General features: G+C 45.3%; 11 protein-coding genes. 9 read left to right on the top strand and 2 right to left on the bottom strand.

The genetic code is table 11. The features are described from left to right. Positions 1-4 precede the first annotated feature (4 nt). From NAF29_RS10710 to NAF29_RS10695, 4 genes are all read left to right on the top strand, one after another. Complete coding sequence (locus tag NAF29_RS10710; protein ID WP_251261559.1) at positions 5-634, top strand: YfgM family protein; 630 nt, start codon at positions 5-7, stop codon at positions 632-634. Between the two features lie 20 nt (positions 635-654). After that, positions 655-1,851 carry an outer membrane protein assembly factor BamB gene (gene bamB, locus NAF29_RS10705; protein ID WP_251261558.1) on the top strand — a complete coding sequence of 399 codons (1,197 nt, stop codon included), beginning with the start codon at positions 655-657 and terminating at the stop codon, positions 1,849-1,851. Between the two features lie 75 nt (positions 1,852-1,926). Next, complete coding sequence (der, locus tag NAF29_RS10700; protein WP_251261557.1) at positions 1,927-3,462, top strand: ribosome biogenesis GTPase Der; 1,536 nt, start codon at positions 1,927-1,929, stop codon at positions 3,460-3,462. Between the two features lie 32 nt (positions 3,463-3,494). Next, positions 3,495-3,749 (top strand): zinc ribbon domain-containing protein, encoded by a 255-nt coding sequence (locus NAF29_RS10695; RefSeq protein ID WP_251261556.1) that lies wholly within the window; start codon positions 3,495-3,497, stop codon positions 3,747-3,749. 86 nt (positions 3,750-3,835) lie between these two features. On the opposite strand, the gene xseA is transcribed toward NAF29_RS10695, so the two are convergent. Then, complete coding sequence (xseA, locus tag NAF29_RS10690) at positions 3,836-5,176, bottom strand: exodeoxyribonuclease VII large subunit (protein WP_251261555.1); 1,341 nt, start codon at positions 5,174-5,176, stop codon at positions 3,836-3,838. A gap of 135 nt (positions 5,177-5,311) precedes the next feature. Further along, complete coding sequence (locus NAF29_RS10685) at positions 5,312-6,838, bottom strand: sulfatase family protein (RefSeq protein WP_251261554.1); 1,527 nt, start codon at positions 6,836-6,838, stop codon at positions 5,312-5,314. 276 nt (positions 6,839-7,114) lie between these two features. On the opposite strand from NAF29_RS10685, the gene guaB reads away from it, so the two are divergent. From guaB to NAF29_RS10660, 5 genes are all read left to right on the top strand, one after another. Next, entirely contained in the window at positions 7,115-8,578 is a 1,464-nt protein-coding gene (gene guaB / locus NAF29_RS10680) for an IMP dehydrogenase (protein ID WP_251261553.1), read from the top strand. Positions 8,579-8,657: 79 nt separating this feature from the next. Further along, positions 8,658-10,235 (top strand): glutamine-hydrolyzing GMP synthase, encoded by a 1,578-nt coding sequence (gene guaA / locus NAF29_RS10675; RefSeq protein WP_251261552.1) that lies wholly within the window; start codon positions 8,658-8,660, stop codon positions 10,233-10,235. Between the two features lie 201 nt (positions 10,236-10,436). Continuing rightward, positions 10,437-10,838, top strand: a complete 402-nt coding sequence (locus tag NAF29_RS10670; protein WP_251261551.1) for a sugar 3,4-ketoisomerase — start codon at positions 10,437-10,439, stop codon at positions 10,836-10,838. Beyond that, positions 10,831-12,045 carry a formyltransferase family protein gene (locus NAF29_RS10665; protein WP_251261550.1) on the top strand — a complete coding sequence of 405 codons (1,215 nt, stop codon included), beginning with the start codon at positions 10,831-10,833 and terminating at the stop codon, positions 12,043-12,045. Before NAF29_RS10670 ends, NAF29_RS10665 begins: the two co-directional genes overlap by 8 nt. Beyond that, entirely contained in the window at positions 12,042-13,142 is a 1,101-nt protein-coding gene (locus NAF29_RS10660) for a DegT/DnrJ/EryC1/StrS family aminotransferase (RefSeq protein ID WP_251261549.1), read from the top strand. The genes NAF29_RS10665 and NAF29_RS10660 overlap by 4 nt, the downstream gene beginning before the upstream one ends.

The following is a 13,142-nucleotide window of genomic DNA, read 5'->3' as shown; positions in this document are numbered from 1 at the left end:
GGTTGTGGAACTTTACCAAACCGAAGAACAACAAGTAGAAGCGATTAAGAGCTTCTGGCGTACCTACGGCGGCCAAATTCTGGCGGGTGTCGTGATTGGCTTAGGCGGTATCTACGGATTTCGCTATTACCAAGACACGCAAGTACAAGATGCAGCAGAAGCCGCCGCTGCATTTGCTCAAGCGGGCGACACCGCTCAGCTTGAAACGTTTGTCAGCGAATACAAAGACAGCTCATATGCTGTGATTGCAGAATTAAAACTGGCGAAGACTGAGATCGAAGCGGGTGAATACGACAAGGCCGCAGGCATGTTGGATGCCGTTGTGAAAAGCGCAACGGTCTCTGAATCCATTAAAACGGTTGCACGCATTCGCTTGGCGCGTGTGAACATCGAGCGCGGTCAGCTTGACGCTGCCATTACCGATTTACAAAGCCAGTGGCCTGAAACAGTCTCGGGCGAAGTGAAAGCCTTGCTAGGCGATGCGCTAGTGCTTAAAGGCGATACGGCTGCGGCACGCACGGCTTATCAAGAAGCCTTAATGAGTCCGTCGTTGAGCAATGCGGCTGACATTCAAATTCGTTTGGATGATTTAGCAGAACCGACTGAAGCAGTGATTCTGCCTGTCACCGAATAAAGCTGCTAAGGAGTATCAGCGTGAAAGCTTGGTTTCGTCCGCTATTGATTGCAGGTTTGGGAAGTTTGGCATTGGCCGGCTGCTCATTGTTTGAAGATGATGATGAAGAACAAATCATCGTTGCTGAATTGGTTGAATTTGAAAAACAATTTGAAGCCAAAGAGCTTTGGTCAACGTCAGTAGGAAGCGGGGTTGGCGATCATGCCTCTCGTTTACGTCCTGCGGTTGCTTACGACAAAGTCTTTGCAGCAAGCCGTGATGGTGTTGTTAAAGCGCTGAAGAAAGACAACGGGAAAGCCGTTTGGGAAACTCATTTGGGTGAACCCGATGACGAACGTTGGTTTGGCGGACGCCATTCTGCAATGGTCTCAGGCGCAATCACGGTAGCTTATCAACAGCTGTTTATTGGCACAGAGCGCGGATTCGTTTATAGCTTAAACGCTGATACCGGCGAACAGCGCTGGAAGGCTGTGGTGGGAGGCGAAGTTCTCGCGCCACCTGCCGTGTCAGACGGCATGGTTGTGGTAAACACGCTTTCGGGCAAAGTTTACGGGCTCGACGCTGAAACTGGTGAAGAGAAATGGGTTTTTGAAAACGCGGTGCAGCCATTGACGCTGCGCGGCTCTGGAACTCCTGCCATCTCCCAAGGTGGTGTATTCATGGGCACTCCGGATGGCAAGCTCAATGCACTGTTCTTAGACCGTGGATTCCAAATTTGGGAAGAGCAGGTGACTCAGCCGAGCGGTACCAATGACTTGGAACGCATGGTGGATGTAGACGCCGATGTGATCATCTCAGGTGATGCAGCTTACGCAGTAGCCTATAATGGTGACTTAGTGTCTGTTGAACTGCGTACGGGCCGCGAAAAATGGAAACGTCCATACTCGTCGTATCAAGGTATGGCCATTGACGGTTTCGACATTTATTTGAGTAACAGTAGCAGCTATGTGTACTCAATTAATCGCAACGACGGTTCAGAATCCTGGGTTAACTTAAACCTTGAAAATCGCCAGATCACAACCCCCTCTGTTGTTAAAGGGTATGTTGTAGTGGGTGATATGGAAGGTTATCTGCATTGGTTAGATGATAGTACGGGCGAGTTCGTGTCACGTATGGAAGTAGACTCAGACGGTTTGTATTCTGAAGCTGTGGTAGACGAAGGCGTTATTTATGTGCAATCGCGTGATGGAGATGTTTACGCAATTGAAACGCCCTAAAGCTGAATAATGAATGTCTCAAGTTTTTGTAAAGCCCCGGCCTAAGGTCGGGGTTTTCGTTGGAGTAAGATTTTAATGGTTCCTGTTATTGCGCTAGTTGGGCGTCCAAATGTTGGTAAATCAACGTTATTTAACCGCCTCACTCGCACGCGTGATGCCTTAGTTGCAGATTTTCCGGGGCTCACTCGTGACCGCCAATATGGTCACGCACGTTTTGGCGAATCTGAATTCATCGTCATTGATACTGCCGGTATCTATGGCGACGAAGAAGGCATTGATGCGCTGATGGTTGAACAGTCGATGCAAGCCGTTGTGGAAGCTGATTTGGTGTTCTTCATGGTTGACGCTCGTGACGGCCTAACGGCAACAGATCAAGAGATTGCAGGAAGCTTACGTCGCCAAGAAAAGCAAACTGTACTGTTGGTGAATAAGGTTGATGGCGTAGACGAGCAGCAAGTTATGGCTGACTTTTACAAGCTTGGCATGAAGAATATGCACGGTGTTGCCGCAGCCCAAGGGCGCGGCATTAACCAATTGCTTGAACAGACCATCGAAAGCTTAGCGGAAACGCTCGACAGTGAGCCAGATTTAGATCAGCTGGCGGATAGCCTCGCCGATGAATCTCATGATTTTGGTGATGTGAGCGAGTTTGATGACATTGATGAATTCGACGAACAAACGCTCGAAGCGATTGAAGCCGGTGAATTGGATGACGACGACAAAGTGCCGTTTGATGATGTGCCAATTAAACTCGCCATTGTTGGCCGCCCCAACGTAGGAAAGTCAACGCTCACTAACCGTATTTTGGGTGAAGATCGGGTGGTGGTGTACGACATGCCTGGCACAACGCGAGACTCGGTGTATATCCCGATGGAACGTGACGACCAAGATTATATTTTGATTGATACCGCTGGTATTCGCCGCCGTAGTAAAGTGAATGAGTCGATTGAGAAATTCTCAGTAATTAAAACGTTGCAGGCCATCGAAGATTCCAACGTTGTGTTGTTGGTGCTTGATGCTCACTTGGGGGTCAGTGACCAAGATCTAAGCTTGTTGGGCTTTGTACTCAATGCCGGCCGCTCTTTAGTGGTTGTGGTCAACAAATGGGATGGCTTGTCGAATGATGAGCGTCAGCGCATTAAAGATGAGCTCGACCGACGCCTTGGCTTTGTTGACTTTGCGCGTGTTCACTTTATTTCAGCTTTGCATGGTTCGGGCGTAGGTCATTTGTTCGAGTCGGTGAAAGAAGCATATGTGTCGGCAACAACGCGCGTATCCACATCTAAACTCACGCGTATTTTGCGAGGCGCAACTGAAGATCATAACCCACCTATGGTACGCGGACGCCGAAGTAAACTGCGCTACGCGCATGCGGGCGGTTACAACCCACCATTATTGGTGGTGCACGGAACTATGGTCAATTCGTTGCCGGGCTCTTACAAACGCTATTTGACGAATTATTTCCGTCGTTCTTTAAAGATTATGGGTAGCCCAATACGCTTAGATTTTAAAGAGGGTGATAACCCATTTAAAGATCGGAAAAACAGCCTAACATTGAGCCAAGTCAGGAAACGTAAACGTTTAATGAGTTATATCAAGAGTAGAAAATAATTTTAATAATAAGCCACTACTCGAGGTGAACTATGACTCTACGACCAAAGTGCCCTAAGTGTCAGGGCTATCTAGTAAGTGATGCACAAGAGCATCGTTGTGAAGAATGCAGTTCAAGCTACGAAGCACAAGCCGTGTGTAATACTTGCGGTGATCCGCTTAGCCTTTTAAAAGCATGCGGAGCAGTGGATTACTTTTGTAATCATTGCAATGAATTAAAATCAAAGTCAGTAGTGAAGTATCGTTATCTAGAATTGGGCCACCAAATTGCGGGTGCAACTCACTGATGTTAGTTAACGATTAGAGCTCATCAAAGCCATATCCTAGGATATGGCTTTTTATTGGGCGTTTGAATAAACGCAGACCAACACTATTATTTAGCTTTGACGGACGTGACCGTTGAATGCACTTCCCCATCCTCAACCAGTGTTACCAAGGGTTGCCCTTGCTCAATATGCGCCACAGAACGAATGACGTCATCTTTTGGTGTGCGCGTAATACTGTAGCCGCGGCTTAATGTGGCTAACGGACTGACAATATCCAGCTTAGCAACGCCTAAACCGTGCTGATTTTGTTTGTCAGCCAACAGTTGTTGCATGCCGCTCACTAATCGGGCGCTGAGTTCATGTGCGCTCGCTTGCTCATGAGCGACTCTCAAGGCCGGACTTTGTTGCGAGAGTCGTTGTTGCAATTGATGAAAATGGCGCTGCGAGCGCGACAAATACTGGTTCAGCGAACCATGCAAACGGTGTGTCATTTCATCGGCCAACTGCATTTGCTGTTGTAAGCGTCTTGATGGATGGTGCTGCATTAATTGCTGCTGTAATCGCTCTAACTTAAGCCATTGCGATTGACGTTGATGTTGCCAGCAATGTGTCATCTTTTGGGTGATATGAGCGAGTCGTTGCAAGCGCTGCGATGCTTCCTGTGTGACCAGCTCTGCGGCGGCAGATGGCGTGGGCGCACGCACGTCAGCAACCCAATCAGAAATACTCACATCCACCTCATGGCCAACAGCACTAATCACAGGAATTTCGCTGTTCATAATACTCTGCGCAACTATTTCTGTATTAAAACACCAAAGATCTTCCAGCGAGCCACCACCGCGCCCCACGATAATGACGTCCACTTCGCGACGCTGATTCGCCATGCGTATTTGAGTGGCGATTTGCTCACTAGCGGCATCGCCTTGCACAGGCGTTGGGTAAATGACCAGAGAGACATTCGGATCGCGTCGTTCCATCACACTGATGATGTCATGAATTGCAGCGCCAGTGGATGAAGTCACTAATCCAACGGTTTCAATCCGTTCAGGCAAAGGTTGTTTGGTGTCATGAGCAAACCAACCGCGTGCTGCCAACTCACGTTTAAGTTGCTCGAATGCTTGTTGCAGTTTACCCAGACCTGCGGGCTGCATGGCGTCGATCACCAGCTGGTACTCGCCGCGAGGTTCATACAAGCCAACCTGAGCTTTAACCAATACTGCATCGCCTACCTTAGGGCTCCAAGACATCATACGGTTGCGGCCTTTAAACATGGCGCAGCGAACTTGGGCGCTTGGATCTTTTAAGGTGAGGTACCAGTGCCCTGAAGCGGCTTTGGTGAGTTGGCCTATTTCTGCTTCAATCCAAACCGCGCCTAGATCGTGACTGAGAATTGAGTTCACACGGCGGTTGAGCTGGGAAACACTATAGATTGAGTCTGAATTGATCATGAGGCAGCTTCAATGAATTGCAATAAACAGCTTTATTGTGCCTCAACCTACAAAAATTCCAACTGTTTCCATCACTTCTCACAAAGCAGGGCATAAAAAAGGGACCCGAAGGTCCCTATGGTGATTTGCTGCGGTCTATTTGAGCGATTTTTGAGGTTGGTTATGACGACGATGCTTGCGCACGAAATCATATTCAGGGTTCACACAGCGCTCACCCCAGCGGTCGATCATAAAACGTAACGACTCAGGGTTTTGTGGTTCAGAGCCTTTATCTCCTGTTTGCGCTTGCCACGTAGATAAACGTGTTTGCATATCGGCGAGGGTGGCCGCATAAGCAGGATCAGACGCGAGGTTGTTGATCTCATAAGGGTCTTTCACCACATCATACAACTCTTCAGGTGCCTTGGTTGGAGCGGGCAAAACAGACTGTGCTGAGTTGAGTTTGCCTTCGGCATAAAGACGTTTAATGTCTTTAAATGTTTGGCGACGATCGCGATAGGAATCTTGCATCATCGAACGTTCAGGGAAGTAGTTTTTAATGTACTTGAACTGCTCGGTACGAACGGCACGAATGCGGTCGATGGTAAAATCACAACGGTCACGCGTGGCAATGACTTGGTCGCGGCTGAAATCATTGGCGAACACGTCTTTCCCTTCCATATAGTTTGGCGTTGGTAAACCGGCCAATGCCAATGTGGTAGGGCCCAAGTCAATAAGGTTCACTAAATCGTCACGGGTAGAACCTTGAGTCAGTTCGCCGTCTTCGCCAAAATACGCCACGATCAATGGCACATGAATGCCGCCGTCATATACAAATTGTTTGTGGCGTTCGGTATTGAAACCATGGTCGGAGAAGAAAAATACATAGGTATTGTTCAGTAGCCCATTGTCTTTGAGCTGCGCCAAAATTTCCTTCACTTCATGATCTGTGTAGCGCGCTGCATCATATTGGCGCGCCATTTTTTCACGAATTGAGGGAATATCAGGGTAATAGGGCGGAATATCGATGCTGTCTCGGTCGATGGTTTTAACTTGATTTTTAATTTTTGGATAAAGGCTATCGATGGACCACTTTCCACCCGTGGTTTGGATTTGGCCAAAGAATGGCTTGTCTTGTTTGGCAATGCTCAACCAGTCGCCTTGGCCGGCAAAGGTATACCAAAAATCAATCATCAAGTCGTCTTCGTACAGTTCATCGCGATTGTAGATAAAGTTGTAGTCGTCCTTACCGTGATTGAACGTGGCGTAACCGGCTGTTTGCATTAACTCAGGGATTGTTTTGACGTGATCAGGCAGAAAAATAGCATCTTCAATGGTGCGCGATGAGTGGTGGTTATGAACGCCCAATGTGGTGGGCATAGTGCCTGTGATCACCGCAGAACGTGCAGGAGAACACACAGGGGCTGGGCTAAAGGCTGAACTAAATGTAACACCTTGGTCGGCTAACATTTGGATGGTTGGTGTGTCATCGGCAGAATTAAATTTGTCATTGTATGGAGAAAAAACCGGATCGATATCTTCCATGTAAATCCAAAGCACGTTGGGTTTGGACTTTGACACTTGCTCACTGGTGTTCGCGCTGCCTGCGATGGAACTACAGCCCTGAGTGAAAGCAAGACTAGCCGTCATGGCTAGCGCGGTCATTATTGCTCGTTGTCGCATGTTAAAAAACTCCACGAATTGTCGGGCGAGCCGCACTCGGCAGCTACACTGAGAATCAGTCTTGAGTTTAAAATGAAGCTTATGACAGAAATGGCCATATTTTAGGAGACATCGACTATCTTGGACTATGTGTGACGCAAGGTTGACAGGCGTTAACGCAGATTCGTGAAATTTGAAGTGATATGAGTCAAATTTTATTTGTTTAAGACGGGGCTTGTCGGTAGAATACGGCCGCAACCAATTTACCGTCATTTGTTTAGGTTTAAGAGTTGCGCCATGCTAAGAATTGCTAAAGATGCATTGACGTTTGACGACGTCCTGCTAGTCCCAGCCCACTCCGAAGTGCTGCCTAATACAGCGTGCCTTCGTACCCGTCTTACTAAGACCATTGAATTAAATATTCCAATGCTTTCTGCTGCCATGGATACGGTAACCGAAGCGCGTTTAGCGATCGCATTAGCCCAGGAAGGCGGAATCGGATTTATTCACAAAAACATGCCTATTGAAACGCAGGCAGACCAAGTTCGTAAAGTTAAAAAATACGAAAGTGGTATGGTTGATTCTCCTGTCACCGTTGGCCCTCATTTGCCACTGGGTGAGCTTATTGCTTTGCAACAAGAACATGGCTTTTCAGGCTTTCCTGTTGTCAACGCTGGCAATGACCTTGTGGGTATTGTAACTAGCCGTGATGTTCGTTTTGAGCGCGATTTAAACAAAACCGTTCAAGACATCATGACACCCAAAGAAAAGCTCGTGACCGTGCTAGAAAGCACCAAGCGTGAAGACGTGCAGCATCTCATGCACGAACACCGCATCGAGAAAATTTTGGTAGTCAGCGAAGACTTTAAGTTGCGCGGCATGATCACCGTAAAAGACTTTAAAAAAGCCGAACGTAAGCCAAACGCATGTAAAGATGAATCAGGGCGCTTACTTGTAGGAGCCGCCGTTGGTGCCGGTGAGGGCAACGAAGAACGTGTTGCTGCATTGGTTGAAGCGGGTGTTGATGTGTTGCTGGTAGACTCAAGCCACGGCCATTCGCAAGGCGTATTAGACCGTATTCGCGCCACCAAAGATGCATTCCCGCATGTTCAAATTATTGGCGGTAACGTTGCAACAGGTAAAGGCGCAATTGCGCTAGCCGACGCAGGCTGTGACGCCGTAAAAGTGGGCATCGGCCCAGGCTCAATTTGTACCACTCGTATCGTCACAGGTGTGGGTGTACCCCAAATTACCGCGGTATCTGATGCTGTTGCAGCATTGGAAGGGCGCGGTATTCCAGTGATTGCCGACGGTGGTATTCGTTTCTCCGGTGATATTGCTAAAGCTATTGCTGCGGGCGCTGCCTGTGTGATGGTGGGCTCTATGTTTGCTGGTACGGATGAAGCACCCGGTGAAATTGAGCTCTATCAAGGCCGAGCGTTCAAAAGCTATCGTGGCATGGGTTCATTAGGCGCAATGTCTAAAGGTTCATCTGACCGCTACTTCCAGACCGATAACGCGGCTGACAAATTAGTTCCAGAAGGCATTGAAGGGCGTATTCCTTACAAAGGCACACTAACAGGTATTATTCATCAGCAAATGGGCGGCTTACGCTCATGCATGGGCTTGACCGGTTGTGGCACCATTGACGCGCTTCGAACCAAAGCGGAATTTGTGAAAATTTCGAGTGCAGGCATGGGCGAATCACATGTTCACGATGTGACCATTACCAAAGAAGCACCGAATTACCGTTTAGGTTAATCCAACGCATTAACAAGTCACGGGGACGACGGGTTCGTCCTCGTTTTTGTTTTTAAAATACTAAGAGAATTTTCGCACTATGAGCAGAGACATCCACGACCATAAAATCCTAATTTTAGATTTTGGCTCCCAGTACACCCAATTAATCGCACGACGTATTCGTGAATTAGGCGTTTATTGTGAACTTTGGGCGTGGGATGTCACCGAAGAAGACATTCGCGAATTTAATCCGCAGGGCATTATTCTTTCCGGTGGTCCAGAAAGCGTTACCGAGAATGGTTCGCCACGTGCGCCTGAATATGTATTTAACGCCGGTGTTCCCGTGTTTGGTATTTGTTACGGCATGCAAACCATGGCGCATCAACTCGGTGGTTCAGTGCAAGGCTCTGAGCATCGAGAATTCGGTTACGCACAGGTTGAATTAGTGGCTAAAAGCGCATTGCTCGATGCCATTGAAGATCAAGTAAATGATAACGGCAATGCCTTACTTGACGTTTGGATGAGTCACGGCGACAAAGTTGCATCGATTCCAGAAGGTTTTACCACGGTTGCTCAAACGCCGTCTTGCCCCTTTGCGGCCATGGCCGATGAAGCGCGCAATTTCTACGGTGTGCAATTTCATCCAGAAGTGACACATACACGTCAAGGCATGCGGATTTTAGAGCACTTTGTGTTGAATATTTGCCAATGTGACAAGTTATGGACATCAGCGTCTATCATTGAAAATGCAATTGTAAAAATCCGCGAGCAAGTGGGCGACAACAACGTCATTCTGGGGTTGTCCGGTGGAGTCGATAGCTCTGTTGTAGCCATGCTCTTACACCGCGCCATTGGCGACCGTTTAACGTGCGTATTCGTTGATAACGGCCTATTACGCCTCAACGAAGGTGAGCAAGTCATGGAAATGTTTGGAGACCATTTTGGCCTGAACATTGTTCATGTGAAAGCCGAAGATCGTTTCTTAGACGCCTTAGCGGGCGAAGCCGACCCCGAAGCCAAGCGTAAGATTATTGGTCATGTCTTTATCGATGTGTTTGATGAAGAGGCCAAAAAAGTAAAAGACGTGAAATGGCTGGCGCAAGGCACTATCTATCCAGATGTGATTGAATCCGCTGCATCTAAAACAGGTAAAGCGCATGTCATTAAATCTCACCACAATGTAGGTGGCTTGCCCGATGATATGGAAATGGGCTTAGTCGAGCCGCTGCGTGAGTTGTTCAAAGACGAAGTACGCAAGATTGGCCTAGAATTAGGCCTGCCATACAACATGCTCTACCGCCATCCATTCCCAGGGCCAGGCTTAGGCGTGCGTGTGTTAGGTGAAGTGAAAAAGGAATACTGTGACTTACTGCGCCGCGCCGATGCGATCTTCATTGAAGAGCTCCATGCCGCAGAGCTTTACCACAAGGTCAGTCAAGCGTTCACTGTATTCCTACCCGTACGCTCAGTGGGCGTGATGGGCGACGGACGCAAATATGACTGGGTGGTATCTTTACGTGCGGTTGAAACCATCGACTTCATGACTGCCATTTGGGCGCACTTACCTTACGATTTCCTAGGGAAAGTATCGAACCGAATCATCAACGAAATCGACGGAATCTCACGCGTAGTTTATGATATTTCAGGCAAACCACCCGCCACGATTGAGTGGGAGTAATTGCAATTTTTTATTATTGAAATAATATGTTTTTCGGAAAAGTAGTTTGTTGCTAATAAAATAGTTGAATCTCAGCCGCTATATGAGATTTAAACGAGGTGTATAGTAGTCACAAATTTTTAGCGAGAGCTATTTCTAGTGCTCATTTAAAATAGGCTACTAATTTTTTGTCAATTTGTAGAACTAAATTGGTCGTAAGAGATGAATGTTAATCTAATTCAGCTTCAAAGTCATGGTGACGAAAGGGGCGCGCTGGTATCATTAGAACAGTCTTTGAATATCCCTTTTCAAATAAAACGAGTGTATTATGTTTTTAATACAAAGGAATCTGTAACTAGAGGGTTTCATGCTCACAAGGAATTGAAGCAACTTGCAATTGCAGTGAAAGGATCTTGCAGGTTTTTACTAGATGATGGTAAAGAGAAAGTTGATGTGCTACTTGATAACCCTGCTCAAGGGCTTATGATTGATTCTTTTATTTGGAGGGAAATGACTGACTTTTCGGAGGATTGCGTTCTACTTGTATTGGCCGATGCGTATTATGATGAGAATGATTATATTAGGGATTATGACAAGTTCTTGGGGTTAATTTCAGATGAGTAAGGTCAGCACTATAATTATTGCTGGAAAAAATGAACTGCCAGTTCAAGTTATTGAGTATTTGTTGGTTGAATACGCCAAATTAAATATCAAAGTAATACCAGCTCAATCGGATGATGGTAAACATAGCTGGCAGCGTTCCTTAAAAAAATTTTGTAAAGATAATAAGGTGGAAATGATAACTCTCGATGAGAGTTTTTTGCTTTCAAATTCTATATTTCTTTCCTTGGAATTTGACAAAATTATTGCTCCTGAAAAATTCTCCTGTGTAGGATTGTTTAATATTCATTTCTCTTATCTTCCTATGTATAAAGGAATGTATACGTCTGCTCTGCCTCTTTTGCATGGTCAGTCTTATAGTGGAGTCTCTCTGCATAGTATTGATTCGGGGATTGATACCGGAGATATAATAGATCAAAGAAAGATATGTATAAATAACATCATGAACGCCCGTTTATTATATCTGAATTACGTAGATGTAGGGGTCGAACTAGTAAAAAATAATTTAGAAAGTTTGATAAATAATAGTTATGTAGCAGAACGTCAAAATTATGAAGGTAGCACGTATTTTTCAAAGTCGAGCATTGACTATAGTAAATTATCATTAGATTTAAATAGGACAGCGTGGCAAGTTTATAATAATGTTAGGGCTTTTTCTTTTAGGTGTTATCAACTGTTAAAATTTAAAGGAAAGAGTATATCGTTTTGTAAGATCCTGAACTCTAAAAGTGAATGCCGGCCAGGAGTAGTTTTGGAGGAGGCTGAAAGTTTTCTCAAAGTGTCTACTGTGGACTATGACGTAATGTTGATAGTCGATGAGCTAGACTTACTGCTCAAGGAGGCTGCGTCAGGTAACCTTCCTTCAGTGATAAGGATACTTGAGTTGAACCCTTCTTTACTGTTCGAAAAAAATGAAAAAGGATGGGGGGCAATAATAGTTGCGGCTTATAATGGCCAGTTAGAAACTGTGTCATATCTCGTCGATATTGGTGCAAATGTAAATGACCAAAATGTGAATGGCACGACTGTATTAATGTACGCAAAAAATTATTGTGTCGAACAAGGTGATTTCGATCTAATGGTTTATTTGATTTCTGAAGGAGCTAAAGCCGATATTGCGGATTACTCCGGTAAAACTATCCATGACTATATGGATGGTTCAAATGATATTTTGGCAAGAGTCTTTTTAACTAAGAGTAAAGATAAATGATCAAATTTCTCGATTTGACTGCAGTTAACACAAGATATCAAGCTGAACTTAAGAGTGCATGTTCTAGGGTTATTGATTCCGGATGGTACATTTTGGGAAGAGAGGTCGAAAGCTTTGAAAAAGAATTTTCAAATTATTGTGATACGAAATTTTGCGCGGGTGTTGCGAATGGTTTAGATGCTTTAGTCCTAATATTTCAAGCATATATAGAGATGGGAATCTTTAAGTATGGTGATGAAATCATAGTGCCATCTAATACGTACATAGCATCTATCTTGGCAATTTCTAGGAGTGGCCTGAAACCTGTTCTTGTGGAACCAAATCCTGCCACATTTAATATTAGCGCAGAAAATATTGAGAAAGCTATTAGTGACAAGACTAGAGGGATTTTAGTAGTTCACTTGTATGGTCAAGTTACAGAGATTAAAGAAATAGCATCATTGAGTGAAAAATTTGGTCTAAAGCTCATAGAGGACTGTGCTCAGGCCCATGGCGCTGAGTATTTTGGGATAAAAGTTGGGGGGCTAGGTGATGCGGCGGGCTTTAGTTTCTATCCAGGTAAAAACTTAGGTGCGCTTGGAGATGGGGGAGCTGTTACGACAAATGATGTAAACTTAATGGAAACAGTGCGAATTTTAAGAAATTATGGTTCTAAGGAAAAATATGTCAATGTTTATAAAGGAGCTAACAGTAGATTAGATGAAATTCAGGCCGCAATGTTGAGGGTGAAGCTGAAATTTTTAGATCAGGAAATTAGTGAAAGGCGGCAAGTGGCCTTTCGTTATTTAAAAGAAATAAATAATCAGCTTGTAAACTTACCCCAAGTTTTTGATGAAAAATCACACGTTTGGCATTTATTTGTTGTCAATGTAAACGAGCGTGATAGATTTCAACAGCATTTAGCCGATAGTGGCATTGAAACTTTAATTCATTATCCAGTCCCACCTCATCAACAACCTGCATATCCCGAATTTCAGCAAAAACAGTTACCTGTTGCAGAAAGTCTCCATTCAACAGTATTGAGCTTGCCTATTAGTCCTATTTTAACTGATGTTGAGGTTTCCAAGGTAATCGATGCATGTAATAGCTTCTATTGA

The organism is Echinimonas agarilytica (assembly GCF_023703465.1).
GTDB lineage: Bacteria > Pseudomonadota > Gammaproteobacteria > Enterobacterales > Neiellaceae > Echinimonas > Echinimonas agarilytica.
The sequence above is the reverse complement of the archived record's forward strand: the minus strand, read 5'-3'. Positions and strand labels throughout refer to the sequence as shown.

Bases quoted from the DNA above. Each gene is read 5' to 3' on its own strand.
- der (WP_251261557.1), top strand. From the start codon at position 1,927: ATGGTTCCTGTTATTGCGCTAGTTGGGCGTCCAAATGTTGGTAAATCA.
- NAF29_RS10695 (WP_251261556.1), top strand. From the start codon at position 3,495: ATGACTCTACGACCAAAGTGCCCTAAGTGTCAGGGCTATCTAGTAAGT.
- xseA (WP_251261555.1), bottom strand. From the start codon at position 5,176: ATGATCAATTCAGACTCAATCTATAGTGTTTCCCAGCTCAACCGCCGT.
- NAF29_RS10685 (WP_251261554.1), bottom strand. From the start codon at position 6,838: ATGCGACAACGAGCAATAATGACCGCGCTAGCCATGACGGCTAGTCTT.
- guaB (WP_251261553.1), top strand. From the start codon at position 7,115: ATGCTAAGAATTGCTAAAGATGCATTGACGTTTGACGACGTCCTGCTA.
- guaA (WP_251261552.1), top strand. From the start codon at position 8,658: ATGAGCAGAGACATCCACGACCATAAAATCCTAATTTTAGATTTTGGC.
- NAF29_RS10670 (WP_251261551.1), top strand. From the start codon at position 10,437: ATGAATGTTAATCTAATTCAGCTTCAAAGTCATGGTGACGAAAGGGGC.
- NAF29_RS10665 (WP_251261550.1), top strand. From the start codon at position 10,831: ATGAGTAAGGTCAGCACTATAATTATTGCTGGAAAAAATGAACTGCCA.
- NAF29_RS10660 (WP_251261549.1), top strand. From the start codon at position 12,042: ATGATCAAATTTCTCGATTTGACTGCAGTTAACACAAGATATCAAGCT.